At 65.9% G+C, this 21,851-nt stretch carries 20 protein-coding genes; 11 read left to right on the forward strand and 9 right to left on the reverse strand.

Annotated elements, in window-relative coordinates; genetic code table 11:
* Positions 1–65: 65 nt before the first annotated feature.
* Complete coding sequence (locus NDI65_RS13620) at positions 66–1,001, forward strand: DUF6544 family protein (protein WP_089781155.1); 936 nt, start codon at positions 66–68, stop codon at positions 999–1,001.
* A gap of 30 nt (positions 1,002–1,031) precedes the next feature.
* On the forward strand, positions 1,032–1,907 hold the full coding sequence (gene surE / locus NDI65_RS13625) for a 5'/3'-nucleotidase SurE (RefSeq protein WP_089781158.1): 876 nt from the start codon (positions 1,032–1,034) through the stop codon (positions 1,905–1,907).
* Positions 1,908–1,933: 26 nt separating this feature from the next.
* On the opposite strand, the gene NDI65_RS13630 is transcribed toward surE, so the two are convergent.
* Positions 1,934–2,338, reverse strand: coding sequence for a CBS domain-containing protein (locus NDI65_RS13630; protein ID WP_042661993.1), 405 nt, complete (start codon positions 2,336–2,338; stop codon positions 1,934–1,936).
* Between the two features lie 208 nt (positions 2,339–2,546).
* On the opposite strand from NDI65_RS13630, the gene msrA reads away from it, so the two are divergent.
* The 3 genes from msrA (at position 2,547) to NDI65_RS13645 (ending at position 5,230) form a co-directional block, all read left to right on the forward strand.
* Positions 2,547–3,080 (forward strand): peptide-methionine (S)-S-oxide reductase MsrA, encoded by a 534-nt coding sequence (msrA, locus tag NDI65_RS13635; RefSeq protein ID WP_089781160.1) that lies wholly within the window; start codon positions 2,547–2,549, stop codon positions 3,078–3,080.
* Between the two features lie 763 nt (positions 3,081–3,843).
* The gene (locus tag NDI65_RS13640) at positions 3,844–4,668 is read left to right on the forward strand and encodes a ParA family protein (RefSeq protein WP_089781162.1); all 825 of its coding nucleotides are present in this window, start codon (positions 3,844–3,846) and stop codon (positions 4,666–4,668) included.
* Positions 4,661–5,230 carry a hypothetical protein gene (locus NDI65_RS13645; protein ID WP_089781165.1) on the forward strand — a complete coding sequence of 190 codons (570 nt, stop codon included), beginning with the start codon at positions 4,661–4,663 and terminating at the stop codon, positions 5,228–5,230. Before NDI65_RS13640 ends, NDI65_RS13645 begins: the two co-directional genes overlap by 8 nt.
* A gap of 580 nt (positions 5,231–5,810) precedes the next feature.
* Here the strand turns inward: NDI65_RS13645 and NDI65_RS13650 are convergent.
* Entirely contained in the window at positions 5,811–7,061 is a 1,251-nt protein-coding gene (locus NDI65_RS13650; protein WP_042661998.1) for an orc1/cdc6 family replication initiation protein, read from the reverse strand.
* A gap of 940 nt (positions 7,062–8,001) precedes the next feature.
* On the opposite strand from NDI65_RS13650, the gene eif1A reads away from it, so the two are divergent.
* On the forward strand, positions 8,002–8,286 hold the full coding sequence (gene eif1A / locus NDI65_RS13655; protein ID WP_013035036.1) for a translation initiation factor eIF-1A: 285 nt from the start codon (positions 8,002–8,004) through the stop codon (positions 8,284–8,286).
* Positions 8,287–8,490: 204 nt separating this feature from the next.
* Here eif1A and NDI65_RS13660 read toward each other — a convergent pair whose 3' ends face one another.
* The 6 genes from NDI65_RS13660 to NDI65_RS13685 form a co-directional block, all read right to left on the reverse strand.
* Positions 8,491–8,967 carry a YbaK/EbsC family protein gene (locus NDI65_RS13660; protein WP_310893746.1) on the reverse strand — a complete coding sequence of 159 codons (477 nt, stop codon included), beginning with the start codon at positions 8,965–8,967 and terminating at the stop codon, positions 8,491–8,493.
* Between the two features lie 117 nt (positions 8,968–9,084).
* Positions 9,085–10,200: an aminotransferase class V-fold PLP-dependent enzyme gene (locus tag NDI65_RS13665; RefSeq protein WP_089781169.1), complete on the reverse strand. Its 1,116-nt coding sequence runs from the start codon at positions 10,198–10,200 to the stop codon at positions 9,085–9,087.
* Between the two features lie 38 nt (positions 10,201–10,238).
* Positions 10,239–11,582 carry a M20 family metallopeptidase gene (locus NDI65_RS13670; RefSeq protein WP_310893747.1) on the reverse strand — a complete coding sequence of 448 codons (1,344 nt, stop codon included), beginning with the start codon at positions 11,580–11,582 and terminating at the stop codon, positions 10,239–10,241.
* Between the two features lie 161 nt (positions 11,583–11,743).
* Positions 11,744–12,184, reverse strand: coding sequence for a type IV pilin N-terminal domain-containing protein (locus NDI65_RS13675; protein WP_089781173.1), 441 nt, complete (start codon positions 12,182–12,184; stop codon positions 11,744–11,746).
* A gap of 238 nt (positions 12,185–12,422) precedes the next feature.
* Positions 12,423–12,854, reverse strand: coding sequence for a type IV pilin N-terminal domain-containing protein (locus tag NDI65_RS13680; protein WP_310893748.1), 432 nt, complete (start codon positions 12,852–12,854; stop codon positions 12,423–12,425).
* Between the two features lie 415 nt (positions 12,855–13,269).
* Positions 13,270–13,638 carry a hypothetical protein gene (locus tag NDI65_RS13685; protein WP_042662003.1) on the reverse strand — a complete coding sequence of 123 codons (369 nt, stop codon included), beginning with the start codon at positions 13,636–13,638 and terminating at the stop codon, positions 13,270–13,272.
* Between the two features lie 189 nt (positions 13,639–13,827).
* On the opposite strand from NDI65_RS13685, the gene NDI65_RS13690 reads away from it, so the two are divergent.
* A complete protein-coding gene (locus tag NDI65_RS13690; protein ID WP_089781177.1) occupies positions 13,828–14,244 on the forward strand; it encodes a VOC family protein in 417 nt (138 codons plus the stop codon).
* Positions 14,245–14,322: 78 nt separating this feature from the next.
* On the opposite strand, the gene NDI65_RS13695 is transcribed toward NDI65_RS13690, so the two are convergent.
* The gene (locus tag NDI65_RS13695; RefSeq protein WP_089781179.1) at positions 14,323–15,969 is read right to left on the reverse strand and encodes a PAS domain-containing sensor histidine kinase; all 1,647 of its coding nucleotides are present in this window, start codon (positions 15,967–15,969) and stop codon (positions 14,323–14,325) included.
* Between the two features lie 190 nt (positions 15,970–16,159).
* Between NDI65_RS13695 and NDI65_RS13700 the strand changes: the two genes are divergently transcribed.
* The 4 genes from NDI65_RS13700 (at position 16,160) to NDI65_RS13715 (ending at position 21,754) form a co-directional block, all read left to right on the forward strand.
* Positions 16,160–17,224, forward strand: a complete 1,065-nt coding sequence (locus tag NDI65_RS13700) for an iron transporter (RefSeq protein WP_089781182.1) — start codon at positions 16,160–16,162, stop codon at positions 17,222–17,224.
* A 95-nt stretch (positions 17,225–17,319) separates the two neighbouring features.
* Complete coding sequence (locus NDI65_RS13705) at positions 17,320–17,577, forward strand: hypothetical protein (protein WP_042662007.1); 258 nt, start codon at positions 17,320–17,322, stop codon at positions 17,575–17,577.
* Positions 17,574–18,983: a hypothetical protein gene (locus tag NDI65_RS13710; protein ID WP_089781184.1), complete on the forward strand. Its 1,410-nt coding sequence runs from the start codon at positions 17,574–17,576 to the stop codon at positions 18,981–18,983. The genes NDI65_RS13705 and NDI65_RS13710 overlap by 4 nt, the downstream gene beginning before the upstream one ends.
* A gap of 95 nt (positions 18,984–19,078) precedes the next feature.
* Positions 19,079–21,754 (forward strand): heavy metal translocating P-type ATPase, encoded by a 2,676-nt coding sequence (locus NDI65_RS13715; RefSeq protein ID WP_089781186.1) that lies wholly within the window; start codon positions 19,079–19,081, stop codon positions 21,752–21,754.
* Positions 21,755–21,851: the final 97 nt, after the last annotated feature.

Below are 21,851 nucleotides of genomic sequence, written 5' to 3' on the forward strand. Positions count from 1 at the left end.
TTCGGTCGGTGCCGACCCCTGAGAGCGACGACGAGGCTCATATCCGTCTCGCCCGTACGACCGATATGGCACGGAATCGAAGGCTCGGACGACTCGGGGTCGTGACCGTCGGCGGCGCGCTCGCCGTCGGCGTTCTCCTCGCCGCAGTCCGAGCGCGGGCCGACGAGACGGCCGGCCGACTGCTCGATGCGCTCCGACGGGAGCGCGCCGAATCGACTCCTGACGTCGCCGGAACCGAGGCCGCCACGCCAGCGACCGCCTCCCTTCCCGACCCGGTTCAGCGGTATCTCGAACGCGTGCTCCCCGACGAACCCCCTCGGGTTCGGTCGGTTCGGCTCCGCCAGACCGGCGAGTTCAGACTCGGCGACGCGGACTCGCCGTGGAAGTCGATGACGGCGACGCAACACTACACGGTCGACCCGCCGGGGTTCGTCTGGGACGCCCGAATCGACCTCGTGCCGTTCGTGCCGTTCCCGTCGGTTCGGGTCGTCGACGCCTTCGTCGGCGGCGCGGGGACGCTCGAAGCGAGGCTACTCTCCGCGTTCACCGTCGCGGACGCCCCGCCGTCGCCCGAGTTGGACGAGGGCGAACTCGCCCGCTACCTCGCCGAGATGGTCTGGTTTCCGACCGCGTTTCTCCCCGGCCACGGCGTCAGGTGGGAGCCGAGAGACGACCGCTCGGCACGCGCGACGCTCGCCCACCGCGAGTCGACCGCGAGCGTCGTGTTCCACTTCGACGAGAACGACGAGATAGCGCGCGTCACCGCGGACCGGTGGCGCGAGACGGGCGGCGGCGAGTACGAGCGGCGTCCGTGGACGGGACGCTTCAGCGACTACCGCGAAGTGAACGGGATTCGCGTCCCCGCGGCGGCCGAAGTGGCGTGGACCCTCCCGACGGGCGACCTGCCGTACTGGCGGGCGACCATCGACGCCGTGGAGTACGACCCATTTTCGACGGCGGGACAGGGGTCGGCGACGCTGTCGGCTCAGAATCCGGAATAGCTACGGCGACCGGCGGAAACCCTCGACTCGATGACCGACTCCTCGTCTCCGCTTCGAATCCTCCTCACCAACGACGACGGCATCGACGCGCCCGGCATCGCCGCCATGCGCGAGGAACTCACCGCCGTCGGCGACGTGACCGTCGTCGCGCCCGCCGAGAACCAAAGCGGCGTCGGCCGCGCCCGCAACGAACACGCGGTCCGCCGCGACCACCCGTGGGGGTACGCCCTCGAAGGCACCCCCGCGGACTGCGTCGCCTACGGCCTCCGCGGTCTCGACGCCGACTTCGATATCGTCGTCTCCGGTATCAACGACGGCCCGAACGCCGGCAACTACGTCGTCGGCCGGTCGGGCACCGTCGGCGCGGGCGTCGAGGCCGCGTTCCTCGGGACGCCCGCCATCGCCGTCTCCAGCTACCACGCCCGGGACTTCTTCTGCCACCCGCCCGAGGAGTACGACTTCTCCCGCCCCGCGCGGGTCGCCCGCGCCCTGACCGAGCGCGTCTTCGGCACCGACGTGTTCGACGAGGTCGACCTCCTGAACGTCAACGCCCCCGCCGACGTTCCGAGCCCCCGGATGCGCGTGACCCGCCCCTTCGCGGACTACGACCAGCAGGTCGACCACCACGCCGACGCCGGCGCGCTCCCGGACGGCGACCGCGAGCACGACCTCGACGACGGCGAGGTTTACGTCCGCCTGCAGGACGTCTCGTGGCCGGACGCCGTCGGCTTCGAGAACCCGTTCCCGCTCGGCGACGAACACCGCGAGCGCTACCCCGTCGGCAGCGACCGCCGCGCGATGGTCGACGGCGAGGTGAGCGTCTCGCCGCTGGCGGTCCACCACGGCCACGCGACGGACCCGCGGCTGGCGAGCATCGTCGAGAGCCTCTCCGAGCAGGTGGAGTAGCGCGGAGTCGGGCAGAAGAGACCGCGTTACGACCGCGCTAGCTTTCCGGTCTGCGAGAGGTACGCGGCGAGGTCCGACGTGGCTATCATCCCGATGACGCCTTCCTCCTCGTCGACGACCGGCATGTGGTGAAAGCCGTGTTCGGTCATCGACTCCGCGACGGCGAGGATGGAGTCCTGTGCGCCCGCGGTAATCACGTCGGTGGTCATGTACCGCTCGACGGTTGTCTGGGCCTTCGGCTGGCTCTTGGCGACGATATCGACGAAGTCGGTCGTCGTCAGGATGCCTTTCAGTCGGTTCTCCTCGTCGACGACGACGACCGAACTGATGTTGTTGTCGAGAATCAACTGCGCCGCGTCTTCGACGAGCGTGTCCGGGGTGACCGTGTGGAGGGCCGTCGACATCACTCTCGCAACGAATACGTCTTCCATGGTAATTGCTGACAGACAGGGCGGATAAATGTTGGCTTCGCGTACAGTTTGGTCGGGAAATCCACGGGCTCGTCGGAACTCGTTCTCGAAGCGCTATGAGTTCGGGTTCGCAGTCGTCGGGGCGGACGGAAGCCTCGTCGCGGACGGAGCTCTCGGTTCCCACTGCCCCCGCCGCGGGGCTTAATTCCTCGGCGACGTAACCGGGACTATGGGAAGCACACAGACTGCGACGTTCGGCGGCGGCTGTTTCTGGTGCGTCGAAGCCGCGTTCAAGGAACTCGACGGCATCAGCGAGGTCACGTCGGGCTACGCCGGCGGCGAGACTGCGGACCCGACCTACGAGCAGGTCTGCTCGGGGAACACCGGCCACGCCGAGGTCGTGCAGGTCGAGTACGACCCCGCAGTCGTCGGCTACGACGAACTGCTCGACGTGTTCTTCGCGGTCCACGACCCGACCCAACTCAACCGACAGGGGCCGGACGTGGGGACGCAGTACCGCTCTATCGTCCTGTTCCACGACGACGAACAGGAGCGGCAGGCGTCGGCCTACATCGAGGCGCTCGACGAGGAGTACGACGACGACGTCGTCACGGAGTTGGTCCCGCTGGAGACGTTTTACGAGGCCGAGAAGCACCACCAGGACTACTTCGAAAAGAACCCCAACGACGCGTACTGCCAGTTCCACGCGAGCCCGAAAATCGAGAAGGTCCGCGAGAAGTTCGCCGACAAACTCGCCAACTGAACCGAGCGGACTGCCGACCCGACACCACCATGTCCGCAGTATCTGCTGGTCAGCAACGCTGAATTACCGATATTTTTCGGATGGCGGTCGGAATCGGACGGCGTCCGGAAGCGGAGTTCGAGCTGTCGAAACCGGGCGAGCCGTGCGGACGGTGTGAACCGTCGAGACGGTATAGACCGTCGAAGCGGCGCGGAGTGTGCGAACGGCGTAAACCGCGAGGGGAGTTCGAACAGCCCGAGCGGTTCAGACGGCGCGAACACCCCGGACAGTCGAAACTGTCGGCGGTGTTTGCACTGTCAGCGGATTTCGGACTGTCCATGAGTTTTAGAAGTCGAGGACAGCATAGAATTTGTAGAATTTGCAAAAATTGTAGAAAGTGTGGACTGCTCGCGCTGCGAGAGATTCGCCCAGTGTGAGAAATGTACGAACTGCGAGCGCTGTTCGGGAATCGGGCGCTTCGCGCGGGTGAACCCCTCCGAGGTGGCCGGAACGCGGGCGAGGAGCCGATCAATGACCGCGGATAGTCTACAAATTTTACAATTTTTAGAAAGTGTGAAAACTTCAGAGAGTGCAAAATGTAAACACATCTTCAACGGTTCAAAAGTCGTGGATAAAATTATGTGGCATGACGCGGAAGGTCCGTCCGAGCCCTCAAATGTCCGCACAGCTCGCAATTCAGGCAGAGTTTGCACCGCTCAGACAGCAGACACAGCGTATACTGTGTACAAATTGTGGAAATTGCTCGGCGGCGGAGGCCCGATAGATGTCGCGGGCCGTGAGCGTCTCGCTCCAGAAAGGCGGCGTCGGAAAGACGACGATTGCGATCAACCTCGCCGACGCGCTCGCCGCGCGGGGCAACGACGTGCTGCTCGTCGACCTCGACCAGCAGGGGAACGCGACCGAGGGCGTCGGACTGAAAGACGCCTACGAATCGTCGGAGTCGAACATCGGCGACGTGCTGACCGACGACGACCCAATCGACGTACACGAGGTGATACGCGACCGCGAGAGCTTCGACGTGCTTCCCTCCCACGTCGACCTCGACGACATCGAAGACCGCGTCCGGAACTCGACGTTCGGCGTGCTCTGGGTCCGCCGCCGAATCGTCGACCCGCTTCTCGACGACGACTACGACTACATCGTCATCGACTCGCCGCCGAGCCTCGGCCCGCTGTCCGATGCGGCGCTCATCGGAACCGGGAACGTCGTCGTCCCGCTGTTGATGAGCGAGCCGAGCGTGAGCGGCTTCGAGCGGATGTTCGAACAGCAGATCGGCCCGATTCGGCGCGAAGTCGACCTCGACATCCTCGCTATCGTTCCGAACGACCTCACCGGGAACAACGAGGAAAAACGCATCATCCGCGACCTCGAAGACTCCCCCTTCGAACAGTTCATCCCGCCGTTCGCCCGCTCGGAGCTGTTCGACGACACCGATTCCAAGGGACCGGGTATCAGACACCGAATCGCGTTCAGTCGCGCCTGGCGCGACGGGAAGACCCTCCGGGAGTACGACCCCTCGAACGACATGCTCGACCGACTCGACCAGCTTGCGGAAATCGTCGAACGCGGAGGAACCGACGATGCCTAAGGAGAACCGATTCGCCGGCCTCGGCGAGGCGATGGAATCGGAGTCAGAACCCGAGGACGAAGAAACACCGGACGAAGCCGCTCCCGACGAGTCGGAGTCAAAGCGTTCCGAACCGACGGTCGAAGCCGGGCCCGAAACCGAGTCCGAACCGGAGACCGAGTCCGACTCGGACGACGCGGGTGGAGACCCCGACAGCGAGGGAGAACCCGACAGCGAAAGCGTCGACAGCGATGGGCGGAGCGAAGGCGACGAATCTCGTGAGTCGACCGAATCGAACGCGGAAGCAGACGGCGCGGAGCGCGACGACGACGCGGAACAAGCGACAAAATCGGAGGGCGGTCCGGCGTTCGAGTTCGAAGCGACGACCGCGAAGAGCATCTACGTCCGGACCGAGACGCTCGACCGACTGGACGACGCCGAGTTCGAAGTCGAGTCGCTCCTCCGCCGAGAACACGACGTGCGCGACCTGACCGGCCGCGAGTTCCACGACGCACTCGTCCGCGTCGCCGCCGAGTTCCCCGAGGAAATCGCCGACGCCGTCCTCGAAACCCGCGACGAGTGATTCGCAGCGACCGACACCGACGGCGAGAGACCGATTGACGATGGCGCGCGCGGAGAGCAGAGCGAAATCGAGGCCGAGGAAACCGCTCGAACGCCCGAAGAACAGCGGACAACGTGGTGTTCGAGACGGAGGGCTCGGCCCCCGATCGCCGAAACAGCCGGTGACAATTAGTTCCAGAGCCGGGGCGATCAATCGGTCGAACACCGTGGCGTCCGCTGTTGTCGCAAACACGGTATGACGGGGCGATTCCTCACGTCGAAAGACCCGTCACCGAACACCAGTATGTCCGCTGTTGTGCCGATAGCGAGCCACGAAGAGGACCGCTACCGGGACGATAGTCCGCCGTGGACGGGTTGGAACACCACAATGTCCGCTGTTCAGACAAGCGGCGAAAATCGCCGATTTACTGCGGACATCGTGGTGTTCCGAGCGGTCGGGTACTGACAACGAAGGGATGAGTGCGTCCCACCGAACGGGCATTTTGAGGAACGACGAAAGCGACAGTTCTCCCGAAACGTGACGAAAAGGCGTCGTGGACCGGGTACACCACGATGTCCGCAGTAATCCGTGTCGGAGTGGGCTACTGCTCGATGAAGTCGTCGAGCGTGCTCGTCTTCTCTCCGTCGAGGAAGGGTTCGACCGTCTCGTGGACGCCCACGAGTTCGATAGTGTCGCGCATGGCCGAGACGATGAGCCCGACGTCCATATCGAGGGCGTACTCGCGGTACGTCCCGCCGCGTCGTCCCTCGTTTCGCTCGGTGACCGAGACGATGCCGAGCATCGCGAGTTCGCTGAGGTGGTCGCGCATCCGTCGCGGGACGAGGGGGTCGCGGTTGGCGAGTTCGGTAAAGCGAGTGTAGCGGGGGCGAACGTCGCGGGAGCGAATCGGCGTCTCGTCTTCAAGTTCGAGCGTCAAAAGCGAGTAGAGGACGAGGTGGCCGTGTTCGGTCAGGCCGTTGATTCCCTCTTTGATGCGGCCGCGTTCGAGGGCGCGCCGACCGCGCTTGACGTGTTCCTCCTCGATTCGGTCGGTGTCGTCGTCGCGGGCCAAGTCGCCGGCTTTCATCAACAGGTCGATGGACTGGCGGGCGTCCCCGGCGTCTTTCGCGCCGTAAGCGGCACAGAGCGGAATCACCTCGTCGGAGAGGACGCCCTCGCGGAACGCAACCTTGGCGCGCTGTTCGAGGATGGCGCGGAGGTTCTTCGCGTTGTACGCGGGGAAGTGAATCTCCTGTTCGCACAGGGAGCTTTTCACCTTCGGCGAGAGGTCGTCGCGGAACGAGAAGTCGTTCGAGATACCGATGAGGCCGACTTTCGCCGCGTCGAGGTTCCCGTTGGCCCGCGCCCGCGGGAGTTGGTAGAGGATGCTGTCGTCGTTGACGTGGTCGATCTCGTCGAGGACGATGATTATCGTCCCGCCGCAGTCGTCGAGTTCCTGCCAGAGCATCTCGTAGACGGAGCCGAGCGGGTAGCCCGTCGTGCTGATCTGGTTCGACTCCGACCGGAACTCGTTGACGAGACGGGTCGCAATCTGATACGAACTCGTGAGTCCGTCGCAGTTCAGGAAGACGACGGTGAGGTGGATGTCGTCGTAGTGACTCGCGTCTTCGCGGAGGTGACCGAGTAGGTACCTCGACGCGGCGGTCTTGCCGACGCCGGTCTTGCCGTAGAGGAAGATGTTGTTGGGCTGTTCGCCGTTGATAACCGGCTGCAGCGCGGCCTGGAAGGTGCGGAGTTCCTCGTCACGCCCCACGAGTTCCTCGGGTTGGTAATCCTCGCGGAGGGCGTCCCGGTCCCGATAGATCTCGGTGTCCCGCTCGAATAGGGGCATACTACCACGGTTCAACCACTTCATTCATAAAACCACCGTGTCCGGAGTGTCCGCTGTTCTCTCGGTTTATATACTTAGGCGGGAACACACCCCCTCCACTTTGTCCGCTGTTCTGGGAGACGAGGGTAACCGATGGAACAAGTGGACGAAAGTATTTGTTCTGAAATAGAGAAAGATTTATTAGACTATAATTTAAACTAAGTCCGTAATACAGGCAACTATACTAGTTAGATGGAGACTGTTTGAGGATGGTTACTTTCATTCGCCCTAGAACGGGGGTGAAATAACTCGCCCGGTTGGAACCCGACGGGAGAGAGCCGGCTCACGACGACGGGGGGTACCGCTTCACACCGAGAACAGCGGACAAAGTGGTGTGAGTGTTCCCCGCCTCACACCGTCTCGTCTTCACGTTCGCATCCGTCGAGAACAGCGGACAACATGGTGTCTGTGTCAACACTCACCGAACGCTTCTCGACCACTCGTTGACACGGGTCGTCACACAACCGTGGTTAGTTTCGTCCGGTCGAGTCGAACCGACTTCTTCGCTCGTCCTCGACCCCGACGAAAGCTGTTCTCCGTGGCTCTACGAAGCCCCCACGAATCGACAAAAGCGTCTTTTTAGGGGGCTGAAACGGTGAATAACTGCGGACACAGTGGTGTTGTAGGGGAATCATCGAGACCCACGTCACGCCCACCCGCTCTCAGTGACGACCCGATGATGGCCGACTACGAATGCGACCGACCACGAACGAGGTCTCCAGCGGACCTCGAACAGTCCGTGTGGACTGTTATTACGACCCATCCTCCTCTGCTGGCGGCCAATCTATCGAAAACAGCGGACAACGTGGTGTTCAAGGCTACGGTCACCCTGTTTCAATTCCATGACATTTGGTATCACGAGTATCCGATAAGTTATCCGTCTCCGTCCCCGAGCAAGACTGTGAGTGAAAATCAAGGGCGTCGAAACCTTCGAATGCCCAACGACAACGAGCTGTTCGCAGTCGTCACAGAGCACAACGGTGGCAATCACGTCCGAATCCGCTGTGAAGACGGAAAGAACCGTATGGGCCGCATCCCCGGCCGCATGAAGTACCGCACGTGGATCAACGAGGGCGACGTCGTGCTCGTCGAACCGTGGGACTGGCAGGACGAGAAAGCCAACATCGAATGGCGCTACACCGGCGAGGACGCGGACCAGCTCCGGCGCGAAGGCCACATTCAGTAATCATTTTCTCCGAAAGGAGAGTTTATCTCGCCTGACGAACAGCCGCGGCGCTGGGGTCGTCTCGAAGTGGTTTTGCGGGGTCTTACGGTTTCTCTTCGGTAGTTCGGACCCCGTTCCGACGGTGAAGAACAGCGGACATAGTGGTGTTGTTCTCGTCCGGTCAGCGGCGGAGCGTGCCGGGTGTTCGCCTCACTCGAACACGCCTCACTCGAACACGTCGACGAACCGCGGTTCGGAGAGCGTCCACAGGTCGTCCGGCGTGAGTCGGAACACCGCCTCGGGCGTCCCCGCGGCGGCCCAAATCCGGTCGAACGACTCGAACGTCGGGTCCGCGAGGACGGGGCAGTCCGTCGCGTGGCAGGTCGGCGGCACGCCGCCGATGCTCCAGCCGGTCGCGTCCTTCACTTCGCTGGGGTTGGCGCTGCGAACGGCCCCCTGTTCGACGCCGAACTCGGAGCCGAGCGAGCCCTCATCGACGCGGTTGGCACCGCTCGTGAGGACGACAACCGTCTCGTCGCCGACGCGCATGACGATGCTCTTGACGATTTGGCCGACGTCGCAGCCGACGGCCGCGGCCGCGTCGTCGGCCGTCTTGGTTCCCTCCGGAAACTCCTCGATGGTCACTTCGAACCCGTGAGAATCGCGTACTCTGTCGGCGAACTTGCGTGCCGTGGGATGCATGCCCTGCGGTTCCCCCTCGCCGGATATGAACGTTCACTGACGAGGCAGATTCTGCGGGGGAGTCAACGACCTCCCGCGAGCTACGGACGTTCTCGACGACCCTCGCGAGCTACGGAGCTACCATTCCCCGTCGAGTCCGTCGCGAAGCGCCGCCACGTCCGACTCGTCGTTGAAGTTGTGGAACGACGCCCGGACCGCTTTCGGCTCGGGGAGCGTCCGGACGACCACGCCGGCCGACTTGAGACGCTCGACCGCCCCCTCCGGGTCGGCGACTTCGAACGAGACGAGTCCCGATTCGGGGTCGTGCGGGCTCAACAGCCGACCCTCCGGGACGGCTTCGATGAACTGGCTCGCGAGATTTCGAATGTGTCGTTCGGTCCGGTCGAGGCCGACGCGCCCGGCGACGTCGATGGCCTCCCGGAGCGCGACGTGCGGCGCGGGATTGGTCGTTCCGACCTCGAAGCGCTTGGCTCCCGCCGCGAAGTCGAGTCCGTCGGCGTTCGGCTCCGTGACGCCGCGGTAGCCGACGGCGTGCGGTTCGATGTCTTCTGCGGCCTCGCGTCGGACGTAGAGGAAGCCCGCGCCCCACGGCCCGAGTAGCCATTTGTGACCCGCACCGGCGACCACGTCCGCGCCCCAGTCCTCCACATCGACGGGGTACTGGCCGAACGACTGGACCGCGTCGACCACCGACAGCGCGCCGGCGTCGCGGGCGATATCGGCGAGCTCGCGCACGGGGAGCCGCGTCCCGTAGTTCCACGTCAGGGCGCTGAAACAGACGAGTTTGGCGTCGGCGACGGCCTCGGCGTACTGGTCCATATCGAGCCGCCCCGCGTCGCTCTCGACGACGCGGACCTCGACGCCCTCCTGTTCGAGTCGCCGCCACGGGAGGATTCCGGCCGGGTGTTCGAGGTCGGTCCGGACGACCACGTCGCCCGGTTCCCAGTCGAGCGCGGTGGCGATGCGGTTGATGCCGTCGGTGGTGCTCTGGGTCAGCGCCACCTCTTCGGTCTCGGCACCGATGAACGCGGCCACGTCCTCGCGGACGGCCTCGTAGGCGTCGAACGCGGTCGGATAGGGACCGTCGTCGCCCGGCGACTCGTACTCGTGGTATTCGAGGAAGTCGGTCGCGCGCTCCACGATGGGGCGCGGGCTCGGGCCGTGCGCGCCGGTGTTGAGATACGTGACGTCGTCGAGGGCCGGAATCGTCGTTCGGAGTTCGTCGGGTGTCATAGTGCGTTATTGGGTGTCGTCGTGTGAATCATCGGGTGTCATTGCGAGTGATCTTCTCGTCGGTCGCGCCGCGAAGGAGTCGTGTCTGCTGGTGATGCGCCCGTCGAATCAAACGTTCTGGTACCGCTATCGAATTGCCGCAACAGCTCGTCGGGGAGGCGGGCGTACACCTCGGCGTTACCGACGAGCGCCCCGACCGTGGTGAACTCGTCGGCCGCGTGGGCCGTCTCGGTCCCGAGTCCGAACTCGACGGTCGGAACGCCGGCGTTCCGCATCCGTTTCGCGTCGCCGCCGCCGGTCGCGCTCCGGCGGTAGACGCGCCCGCCGGTGACGCTCTCGGCGACCGAGACCACGGCGTTCGCCAGCGGCCCATCGGGGTCTTCGAACGTCCCGACCGACCAGTCCGCGTCCGAAATCTCGACGCCGTCGTGACCGGCGACCACGTCCCGAACGGCGTCGAGCACCGCCGCCGTCTCGACGCCCGCCGTCACGCGAATATCGAGGTTCGCCCGCGCCGCGGCGGGAACGACGTTCACCCGGTCGCCGCCCGAGAGGACGCCCAGATTGGCCGACGGCCGCTCGAACAGCTCTCGCGCCGCGTCCGCGCCGAACCGCGGCGCGTAGTACTCGACGGACTCGTCGACGAGCGCCCGCACCGCGGGGTCGAGGTCGAACCGGACGTCGGCGAGCGTCGATTCGATGTCGCTCACGGCGCGGTAGAGTCGGTGAATCGCGTTCTCGCCGAGCATCGGCCGGGAGCCGTGGGCGGCGGTCCCCGTCGCTTCGAGTTCCAGCCAGATGCTCCCCCGGTCGGCGACGGTCACCGAGTGGCGGTCGCTCTCGCAGGTCGTCTCGCCGATGACGCAGGCGTCCGCGTCGAGCCCGCGCCGGTCGAGAAGCGTCGGCATCCCCGCGCTCCCGGCGACTTCCTCGTCGCTCACGAACGCGAACACGAGGTTCGTCGCCGGCACCGTGTCGGTTTCGACGTGCGCCTTCGCCACCGCGAGCATCGCGGCGACTGCCCCCTTCATGTCGGTCGCGCCGCGCCCGTAAAGCCGGTCGCCGACTCGCTCGCCGAGCGGGTCGCGCGCCCACTCGCCGGCCTCGAACGGGACCGTATCGAGGTGCCCCAGCAGGACGAGCGTCCGGTCTGTCGCACCCGGGAGCGTCGCCACGAGATTCGGTTTCTCGGGGTCCGAGGCGACGCGCTCGGTGTCGATGCCGAGTTCCGAAAAGAACGATTCCAGCCACGACGCGAGTTCCCGCGTGTCTCCCGGCGGGTTCTGCGTGTCGTGGCCGACGAGCGCCACCGCGAGGTCGACGACGTCCTCGCGGTGCTCGCGGAGGGAGGCGACGACGGCTGTCGGCTCGGGTGCGGACATTGGAGCTCTGTCCGAGCGTACGCACCGCGGACGAATAAGTTTGTGCTAGAAATACAATATTGGCGGGGGCGAGATACGGGTACCTCTGCGGAGTAGTTCCGAAAGAAATCGTTAGTCCGAACGGGGGTTGGTGGGGCTCGGTGCCGATTCAGCCAGCCCGCTTAGGCGTTGTAGGTCCATCGCTGCAGGGTCGCGGAGTTGGAGCCGGATTCGGAGGTCCAGACGACGCGGACGGTGTCGCCGTTGGCAAAGCCGTCTTCACCAGAGTCCTTGACGACAACGGACTCACCCGCGCTGATGGTGTCAGAGCCGAGCGTCGACCACTTGTTTGCGTCGCCAGTATCGGTGACGTTGACATCACCAGCGATGGTGACTAAATCGCCGTCAATCTGTGCGCCGCTTTCGTGCGTGATGGTTAGTTCCGTCCCGTCGTAGTCGAACGTGAAACTCGCCTGCGGGGCGGTGTCGCCGACCTGGTCGCCGAGACCGAGGACGAAGGTTCCGATGACGGCCGCGAGGATGACTGTAATCGCGACCATGAGGATGACACCGATGACCGGCGAGACTGCGCGTGATTCCGTGAAGATTCTCTTGATTTGCATATTCGTGTTTCTCCTAGGTGTGCCGGACGAGAGGCGACCGTTGAGAAAAATTCGAATCGGTCCTCGACGCCTGCTTTCCAACCTAACAGATAGTCTGACGTTCTCCGAAGCTATAAACTAGTACTGAGAAGGTGTTTCACGTCTCATGCGTGATTCGTACCAGAATCGGCTGGTGCTGTCGCTCACGGAGTGACGTTCGAAAAATCGAGGTTCGGTTGGCCGTGTCGCCGCGGACCGTTCAGTGCGTGTACGTCTGCAGGGTCGCGGAGTTGGAGCCGGATTCGGAGGTCCAGACGAGGCGCACTTCGTCGCCGTCGTCGAGGGTTTCACCGGTTATAAGGTCAACGACGATGGTCTCTCCGGCGTTCATGTTGTCGTCGGAGCCATCATTCTTCGAAACGGTTGGGGTCGATAAGTCCGACGGGATGACGACGCTCAGTTGGTCGCTGGCGATGGAGTCACCGCTTTCGTGCGTGATCGTGATTTCCTGTGCACCGTCGTAGTCGAAGCTGAAACTCGCCTGCGGGGCGGTGTCGCCGACTTGGTCGCCGAGACCGAGGACGAAGGTGCCGATGACGGCCGCGAGGATGACTGTAATCGCGACCATGAGGATGACGCCGATGACCGGCGAGACTGCGCGTGATTCGCTAAGGAATTTCTTGATATCCATTGTTCTACCCAGGACCGGCCTCAGACCCACCCACCTCGTGCCCACCTGCACGGGACTTCGAGCGGCCACATGTTCCGGCTCCTGTTGGCCTTCCGTATGTTCCGGATATATTTAATTTCGCAGCGACTTACCGGTCTATTCGAGGGGTTAGGGCGCTCCTAACGCCAGAATTCGGGATTTAAGCCGTTCCATCCCATCTGCGTACCATCGGGGGTGCAGCCGGTGACGAACCGGCCCGTTGGCGTTCGGCACGCCCGAATCTGACTCTCCCGCCCGCACGCCACGGCGGTTCGAACCGTCACACCCCGTGTTTCTGCGGACACGGTGGTGTGGGGTCGGGTGGGTCGTCGGCCGCGGCGCGCGCCGCTCGCGGGAGTAGAAAACGGGGAGGCGACCGAAAACGTCGGTGAAGAGCCTACTGCGGGGCGTTCCAGAACCGCGGCGTCGACTCGAAGTCTATCTTCGCGTCGGAGGGCGCGCGCTCGTAGAGTGCGTCGTGGACGGCCTCGTAGGCCGCCCTCGGGCCCTCCTGTGCGAGTTTCGGGTGGTCGCGCGTGTCGAAGACGACGCGCCACGTCCCGTTCGAGAGGTGGAGTCCGAGGATGTACTTCCCGCGGACGTTCACCACCAGTTGGTAGGCGTGCTGGACCGTCTCACCGTCGCGTTCGATGTTGTAGCCGCGGACGGCGACGGCCTGCTGAATCGCCTCTTTCGTTTCGAGTTCGGCGACGAACGATTTGGGGACGGCCCGTCCGGGGAGCGATTCGACGAACGGTTCGCTCACGGTCGCACCACCTCGCGTCGCGCACCTCTCGGTTCCATCGTATCCTACGTGGGCGGCCGAGCGGGTATATGCGATACGGTCTCCGGCGGCGGCACTCCGGCGGCGGCGCGGTTCCGAACGCGCGCCTCGCGCACGTCGCCCCGCGGTCCGAGCGAAGCGCCTTTGAGGCTCTGTGCGCGCAGACGAACCGTGAACACCAACGCCCACCACGTCGGCCTCACCGTTTCCGACCTCGATTCCACGCTCGCGTTCTACCGCGACGTGCTCGACCTGCCGGTCGTCTCCCGCTTCGAAGTCGGCGGCGAGGAGTTCGCAACCGCCGTCTCCGTCGACGGCGCGTCGGCGCGGTTCGCCCACCTCGACGGCGGCGACGTGCGCGTCGAACTCGTCGAGTACGACCCGGTCGGAGCCGACACCGACGAACCGACGCTCAACCGCCCCGGCGCGACCCACCTCGGACTCTCGGTGGACGATGTCGACGCCGCGGTCGCCGACCTCCCGGCCGACGCCGAGACGCTCAGCGAACCGCAGACGACCGAAAGCGGCACGCGAATCGCGTTCGTCCGCGACCCCGAGGGGAACCTCGTCGAACTCCTCGACGCCTGACCCGGCCGCTCCGCTCGCCGGCGTCGTCACCCGGAGATCGACGTTAGGATTGTTCTCATTCAGCAATACTGACTGCGGTCACTCCCCGTTCGGGAACCACGTCCGCGGCCGCTCCGCTCCGACCGGGAGCTTCAGCGTCACGGCGGTTCCCCCTGACGGAGACGCTTCTAACTCCATGCTTCCCCCTGATTTCTTGACGACCCAGTGGACCAGCCACAGGCCCATCCCGGTCCCGTGTTCGAGCGGCGTCTCCTCGCCGCGCTTGATGACTCGCCACTCCTCGTCGGGGATGCCCGGTCCGTCGTCGGCGACTCGCACGACGAGTTTCGAGTCGTCGTCTTCGGTTCGGCACACGTCGATGTCGACCGTCTCGCCGCCGTGTTTGAGCGCGTTCGCGATTAGCTCGTCGAGCGCCGCGCCGACGCGGCTATCGACCCGCGCGTTGAGTCCCGTCTCGATGTCCGTCCGCATCGTCGCTTCCGGATACGTCGCTTCGGCCCTCGACACGGCGTCCTCGACGAGCGTCGAGACGCGCCGCGGCGTCCCCTCGGATTCGAGTGCGTCCGAGACCGTCTGGGCCTTCTCGGAGAGCGCGACGAGTTCGTCCGCCGCTTCGATGATGGCCTCCGCGGCGTCGGTGAGTCCCTCGTCGGCGGCCACGGTCGCGTCTCGGTGAATCAGTTCCGCGTAGCCCTCGATGACGTTCATCCGGTTTCGGAGGTTGTGCCGGAACATCCGGTTGAGGACGACGAGCCGCTGTCTGGTTAGCTCCGATTCGGTGATGTCCGACTGGATGGCGACGTAGCCGTCGATGTCGCCGTCGTGCGTGAGGGGCGCGATGGTCTGTATCGCGGTGTAGAGTTCGCCGTTCTTCCGCCGGTTGATGATTCGCTCTTGCCACGTCTCGCCGGCCTGAATCGTCCGCCACAGTCGCTCGTAGTACGCCTCCGGCATCTCGCCCGAACTGAGCCGCGACACCGGCTCGCCGACCGCCTCCGCGGCGTCGTAGCCGGTTATCTCCTCGAACGCCGGGTTCACGTACGTAATCTCCCCGTCGGGCGTGGTGAGGTAAATCGCGTGACCCGCCTGCTCGACGGTCAGTTCGAACTCGCGGAGTCGGCGCTCCCGACGCCGCTGTGCTGTCACGTCGACGAAGACGCCGACGATTTCGGTGGCCTCGCCGTCGGCGTCGCGGATGACCGCCGTCGAGAGGCGAAATTCCCGGAGGTCGCCGTTCGAGCGCCGTCGCTCGACCGAAACGTCCGAGAGGCCGTCTTCGGCGATGGTCCGCCGGATAATCTCCTCGCTGCTCTCGCTGTTCTCGCCCGCGCTGTAGGGGAGCGGTTCGCCGAGCACGTCGTCGCGTTCCCAGCCGAACGCTTCCGAGGCGGCGTCGTTCCATCTCGTCACGCGTCCGTCGGGCGTAACCGCGATAATCGGGACTGGTGACGCGGCAACCACCGTTCGAAGCTGTTCCAGCGACGACCGAACCGACGCCTGTTGGCGCTCGATTCGTCGGTCCTTTCGGGAGACGAGAAACCAGACGAACGCCGTGGAGACGGCGACGAACGCCAGTCCTTTCACCAGTTCAGCTTCGGATGCGCGCGGCGCGCCCAACGCGACCGACAGGAGTAACTCGCCGCCGAGGATGCCTGCGACCCCGAAACCGAGGTACGCCAGCGCGATGGCGCGGGCGTCGAGACCGTCGAGCGGCGAGTCGTTCATCGTTCGAACGGAGCGCGACCGGAGATATAAACGTGATGCGGCGAACCGCGGTCGATAACGGTGACACCACCCATCGAAAGCCGATTCGGAAGCGCAACCGACATTGGCACCGGGCCGCTAGGGGAGCCAATCACCGTCTCGCGGGAGACGCGCGGCGGCACACCCACGGGCCGCCGAGGTTCGAGATACCATGAAACGACGAGACGCCATCAAGACGCTCGGAATCGGCACTCTCGCGGCTACCGCGGGGTGTCTCGGCGGGTTCGAACGACAGTCGGCGTGGCGCGACCCGCCGCTGGTCGAAGACCGGCCGGCGGCGGTCTATCTGCCCGCCATCACCGAGGGAATGATGATGTACGGCAAGACGACCGCCGGACCGTACGGCGTCGCGCTCACCTACTCGTACCCGCATCGATTCTGGACCGCCGCCAGTTCGGAGCTCCAGAAGACCGTCGTCGAGGCCGACGACTCGATTCACCTCATGGCGTCGCTGTGGGACGCCGAGACGGGGACCGTCCTCCCGCTGGACGCCGGCGTCTCCATCGAGATTCTCCGCGACGGCGACCTCGTGAGCGAGGAGGTCGCCTACCCGATGCTCTCCCAGCAGATGGGGATGCACTACGGGGCGAACTACGTCCTCGACGGCGAAGGCGACTACGAGGCCCGCGTCCGAATCGGCGGCACCTCGCTCTCCCGAACCGGCTCGTTCGCCGGGCGGTTCGAGTCGGCCGAGACGGCGACCTTCGAGTTCGCGTTCGAGACCGACGACCTCTACGACGTGGAGCTGCGACGCCTCGGCGACGAGGCCGGCTCGCGCGGCGCGATTCCGGCGATGGAGATGATGGGCGTCCCGACCGGCAAAGCCCCCGCCGTCGACGACCTGCCCGGTCGTCACCTCGGGCGACAGACAAGCGCCGACGCCCTGTTCGACGCCTTCGTCGTCGACGACGGCTCCCGGTTCGGCGTCGACGGCGCGTACCTCTACGTCTCGGCGCGGACGCCGCACAACGAGTTCGTCCTGCCGATGATGGGTCTCAGAGCCACGCTCGACCGCGGCGGCACCGCGGTCCTCGACGGCGCGCGACTCGCCCGGACGCTCGACCCCGACCTCAGCTACCACTACGGCGCGGGCGTCGAGGGCGTCGAACCCGGCGACGCGCTGACGCTCTCGGTGGACGTGCCCCCGCAGGTCGCGCGCCACGACGGCTACGAGACGGCGTTCATGACGTTCGAACCGATGGAGTTCGATGGTTGAGGCGTCGCTTCGATGTTCTCGACCCTCATCCCGTGCGGACGCCCGCGATGGAAACGTTCAGAAGCCAACCCCACCGAACTTCGAGTGACTCTCGGATGACCACGGACACAGACGCGACGCGCGACCGCCACACCTGCACAGCGTGCGGCGAGGCGTATCCGACCGAGCGACTGCTGGTCCTCCACCGGGGCGCGAGACACCCCGACGCCCTCGACGCCGAGGAGGTCGAGGCGTACCGCGAGGCGTACTACGAGGAGGACGCGGAACTCAAGTCGTTCCGCATCCGGGCGCTCGGCGTCATCGTGCTGCTGTACTTCGGCTTCCTCATGCTGTTTATCGTCTTCGCATCATGACCCGACTCCGACCCATCTCCCTCAGGCGATTCGGCCTCGGTCTCCTCGTGGCGAGTCTGCTGTCGCTCCTCGCGGACCCGGCGGCCGCGAGCAACGCCGCGGTCGGTCTCGCGGGCGCGTCGCAGGACAACCTCGCGGTCCCGCGGTGGCTCTATCTCGCCACCGGCGGCGCGACCGTCGGGGCGTCCGCGCTCCTCGCCAGTTTCGTCACCGACCGGCGGTTCATCGAGCGCGTCCACCTGTGGCGGACCGGCCCCGAAGCGGGCGTCTCCGACGGACTCCTGCGCGCGCTCCGGGCGGTGGGCGGCGTCCTCGGCCTCGCGCTCCTCGCGCTCGCGGTCTACCTCGGCTACACCGGGCCGCAGATTCCGACCGTCAGCTTCGCCGTTATCGTCGTTTTCGCCGGACTCCGAGCCGGCTACACGATGCTCTCGTACCTCGTCGCCGACACGTGGCGCGCGCTGAACCCGTGGCGGACCGTCGTCTCGGCGGTCCCGAACGGCTTCGTCGCCTACCCCGAGCGATTCGGCCGCTGGCCGGCGGTAGCGGGGATTCTCGCGCTCGTCTGGGTCGAGACCGCGACCGCCGTCACGACCCGGCCGTCGGTCCTCGCGACCGCGCTCGTGGTCTACTCGGTCGTCACCCTCGTCGGCGCGGTCGTCGTCGGCGCGGACGCGTGGTTCGACAAGGTAGACCCCGTCTCTGTCTTCCTGCACTTCTACGGCCGGGTCGCGCCGGTTCGCCTCGACGGCGACGGCCTCTCGTTCCGCCTGCCGGGGATGCGACTCGTCACCGACGACGACCTGACGGACCTCGGCGACGTGGCCGTCGCGGTCGTCCTCGTCTGGGAACTCACCTTCAGCGGCTTCGTCACGACCGAGCAGGGCGCGGCGGCCGTCCGGTCGCTGGTGGGCGTCGGCCTCCCGCCGCTTCTCGTCTACGGACTGCTCTACCTCGGCGGCTTCGGGGTCTTCCTCGGCCTCTACGTCCTCGCGGCGCGGGTGACCGCCAGCCGCATCGACACCTTCGAGACGCCGCTCGACCTCGCGGTCAAATTCGCACCCCCGCTTCTCGTCATCGCCGCCGGCTACCACCTCGCGCACTACTTCGGCTTCTTCGTCTCGCTGTCGCCGATGCTCGTCCACGCGCTGTCGTCGCCGCTGTCGTCGCCGGCGAACCCGGTCGTGCTCACGCTCCCCGCGTGGTTCGGCGGTCTGAACGTCGGGTTCGTCCTCCTCGGCCACCTGCTCGCGGTGTGGGTGGCGCACTCGCAGGCCTACCGGACCTTCCCCAGCAGACTGCAGGCCGTCCGGAGTCAGTTCCCCTTCGTCGCGGTGATGATTCTCTACACGATTCTCAGCCTGTGGCTCATCTCGCTGCCGACCGCGTCCCCGCCGTTCCTCTGATTAACAACTAAGCGGAGTCAATTTGTGAATTTACAATATCAAACCCCCCGTTTCTAACAGGTGGATTATTAATCCGTCACCGGCTACTGCCGAGTATGAGCGAACACGACGGACGCGACCCCGACCCCGGTACCGGTGACGAGGCGGACGCGTCCACGGACCCGCAGGAGGGCGACGAATGCGGGTGCGGCGACGCCTGTGAGGTCGAGTCCGCGTCTGCGTCGGGAGCGACCGGCGAGACGGGGACCGGCGACCCCACCGGTGAGTCCACCGGTTCGGCCCGCGCGGAGTTCGGCGTCCCCGATATGGACTGCGCCTCCTGTGCGAGCAAGGTCGAAACGAGCGTCCGGAAACTCGACGGCGTCGGCGACATCGACCCGCGGGTGACGACCGGAAGGCTCGTCGTCGACTACGACCCCGACCGGACCACGCCGGACGACATCCGGAGAAACATCGAGGGCGCGGGCTACGCCGTCGAAGGCGGCCCCTCGACGCGCGAGGTGTCGCTTTCCGTCCCGGACATGGACTGCGCCTCCTGCGCCGGGAAGGTCGAGAACGCGCTCCGGGACGCGCCGGGCGTGCTCTCCTACGAGACGCGCCCGACGGCCGGAACCGCGGTCGTCACGCTCGCGGCCGACGCGGACCTCGATTCGGTCGTCTCGGCCGTCGAATCCGCCGGGTACGAGGTCACCGGGACCGACGGCGACGACGGCGACAACGGTCACGGCCACTCTCACGGCGGTTCCGACGCGGACCGCGAGAGCGTCTGGCGCAGTACGCGCGCGGTCAAAACGTGGGTGAGCGGCGGCTTCCTCGCGGCGGGCATCGCCGCCGAGTACCTGCTCGGGCTGGAACTCGTCGTCGCGAGCGTCCTCGGCGTCTCGTTCACGGTCGCGGAGGTGCTCTACCTCCTCGGGGCCGCGGTCGGCGGGCAGGCCATCCTCCGCAACGGCTACTACTCGGCGAAGAACCGCAGTCTCGACATCGACTTCCTGATGTCGACGGCGATTCTCAGCGCCGTGGCCGCGAGCCTCATCTCCGGGCCGACGAGCCTCTACTTCGAGGCGGCGACGCTCGCGTTCCTCTTCAGCGTCTCCGAACTCCTCGAACGCTACTCGATGGACCGCACGCGCGACTCCCTCCGCGAGCTGATGGACCTCTCTCCCGACGAGGCGACGGTCCTCCGCGACGGCGTGGAGACGGTCGTTCCCGTCGAGGAACTCGAACTCGACGACGTGGTCGCCGTCAAGCCCGGCGAGAAGATTCCCGTCGACGGCACGGTCGTCGCGGGCGACAGCGCGGTCAATCAGGCCCCCATCACCGGCGAGTCCGTCCCGGTCGACAAGGCCGAGGGCGACGAGGTGTTCGCGGGCACCGTCAACGAGGCGGGCTACCTCGAAGTCCGCGTCGAGTCCGCCGCGGGCGACGACACCCTCTCGCGCATCGTCTCGATGGTCGAGGACGCCCAGTCCAACAAGACCGAACGCGAGCAGTTCGTCGAGCGCTTCTCGTCGTACTACACGCCCGTCATGGTCGTCGTCGCGGTCGCGGTCGCGGCGATACCGCCCATCGCGTTCGGCCTCGACTGGGTGACGTGGTTCGTCTACGGCATCACGATGCTCGTGCTCGCCTGCCCCTGCGCCTTCGTCATCTCGACGCCCGTCTCGGTCGTCTCGGGCATCACGTCGGCCGCGAAGAACGGCGTGCTCATCAAGGGCGGCACGCACCTCGAAGCGATGGGGTCGGTCGAGGCCGTCGCCGTGGACAAGACGGGCACGCTGACCAAGGGCGAACTCACCGTCACCGACGTGGTCCCGCTCAACGGCAACTCCGAAGAGGACGTGCTCCGGTGCGCCCGCGGCCTCGAATCCCGGAGCGAACACCCCATCGGCGAGGCCATCGTCTCCCACGCCGAGGGGACGGGCGTCGCCGGCCGCGAGGTCGACGACTTCGAGAGCGTCACCGGCAAGGGCGTCCGCGCCGACCTCGACGGGGTCCCGCACTTCGCCGGCAAGCCCGGCTTCTTCGAGGAGCTCGGCTTCGACCTCGAACACGTCCACGTCACCGGCCCCGGCGAGGAGCTTTCCGAGGACGTCCGACAGCTCTGTGACCGCCACGGCTGTCTCAACCTCGTCGAGGACACGATTCCGCGCCTCCAGTCGGAGGGCAAGACGGTCGTCGTCGTCGGGACCGAAGACGACCTCGAAGGCCTCGTCGCCGTCGCCGACGAGGTTCGCCCCGACGCCCGCGAGACGGTCGCGAAGCTCCGCGAGGCCGGCCTCTCGGTCGTCATGCTCACCGGCGACAACGAGGGGACCGCCCGCGCCATCGCCGAGCAGGTCGGCGTCGACGACTTCCGCGCGGGCCTCCTCCCGGAGGACAAGGTCGCGGCCGTCGAGGGCCTGCTCGACGAGTACGGCTCGGTCGCCATGGTCGGCGACGGCATCAACGACGCCCCCGCGCTCGCCACGGCCACCGTCGGCGTCGCCATGGGCGCGGCCGGCACCGACACCGCCCTCGAAACGGCCGACATCGCCCTCATGGCCGACGACCTCTCGAAGCTCCCGTACCTCTACGAACTCTCCCACCGGGCGAACAACGTCATCCGGCAGAACATCTGGGCGTCGCTCGCCATCAAGGCCGTCCTCGCGGTCGGCGTCCCCTTCGGTTACGTCTCGGTCGCGCTCGCGGTGCTCGCGGGCGACGCCGGGATGACCATGGGCGTGACGGGCAACGCGATGCGACTCGCCCGGATTCGCCCGGACGAGTGAGGCTCGCGGGGCTCGTCGCTCTCCATTCCCCGATTTTCGCTCTCTCGTCGCCCGATTCGCGTATCCGTGCCACTTAGTGGCGTGACACCATCAACGC

Origin of the sequence: Haloferax sp. S2CR25 (assembly GCF_031624535.1) — an archaeon.
Lineage (GTDB): Archaea > Halobacteriota > Halobacteria > Halobacteriales > Haloferacaceae > Haloferax > Haloferax massiliensis.

Coding starts and splice junctions, on each gene's coding strand:
- NDI65_RS13620 (WP_089781155.1), top strand. CDS start 66: ATGGCACGGAATCGAAGGCTCGGACGACTCGGGGTCGTGACCGTCGGC.
- surE (WP_089781158.1), top strand. CDS start 1,032: ATGACCGACTCCTCGTCTCCGCTTCGAATCCTCCTCACCAACGACGAC.
- NDI65_RS13630 (WP_042661993.1), bottom strand. CDS start 2,338: ATGGAAGACGTATTCGTTGCGAGAGTGATGTCGACGGCCCTCCACACG.
- msrA (WP_089781160.1), top strand. CDS start 2,547: ATGGGAAGCACACAGACTGCGACGTTCGGCGGCGGCTGTTTCTGGTGC.
- NDI65_RS13640 (WP_089781162.1), top strand. CDS start 3,844: ATGTCGCGGGCCGTGAGCGTCTCGCTCCAGAAAGGCGGCGTCGGAAAG.
- NDI65_RS13645 (WP_089781165.1), top strand. CDS start 4,661: ATGCCTAAGGAGAACCGATTCGCCGGCCTCGGCGAGGCGATGGAATCG.
- NDI65_RS13650 (WP_042661998.1), bottom strand. CDS start 7,061: ATGCCCCTATTCGAGCGGGACACCGAGATCTATCGGGACCGGGACGCC.
- NDI65_RS13660 (WP_310893746.1), bottom strand. CDS start 8,967: ATGCATCCCACGGCACGCAAGTTCGCCGACAGAGTACGCGATTCTCAC.
- NDI65_RS13665 (WP_089781169.1), bottom strand. CDS start 10,200: ATGACACCCGACGAACTCCGAACGACGATTCCGGCCCTCGACGACGTC.
- NDI65_RS13670 (WP_310893747.1), bottom strand. CDS start 11,582: ATGTCCGCACCCGAGCCGACAGCCGTCGTCGCCTCCCTCCGCGAGCAC.
- NDI65_RS13675 (WP_089781173.1), bottom strand. CDS start 12,184: ATGCAAATCAAGAGAATCTTCACGGAATCACGCGCAGTCTCGCCGGTC.
- NDI65_RS13680 (WP_310893748.1), bottom strand. CDS start 12,854: ATGGATATCAAGAAATTCCTTAGCGAATCACGCGCAGTCTCGCCGGTC.
- NDI65_RS13695 (WP_089781179.1), bottom strand. CDS start 15,969: ATGAACGACTCGCCGCTCGACGGTCTCGACGCCCGCGCCATCGCGCTG.
- NDI65_RS13700 (WP_089781182.1), top strand. CDS start 16,160: ATGAAACGACGAGACGCCATCAAGACGCTCGGAATCGGCACTCTCGCG.
- NDI65_RS13705 (WP_042662007.1), top strand. CDS start 17,320: ATGACCACGGACACAGACGCGACGCGCGACCGCCACACCTGCACAGCG.
- NDI65_RS13710 (WP_089781184.1), top strand. CDS start 17,574: ATGACCCGACTCCGACCCATCTCCCTCAGGCGATTCGGCCTCGGTCTC.
- NDI65_RS13715 (WP_089781186.1), top strand. CDS start 19,079: ATGAGCGAACACGACGGACGCGACCCCGACCCCGGTACCGGTGACGAG.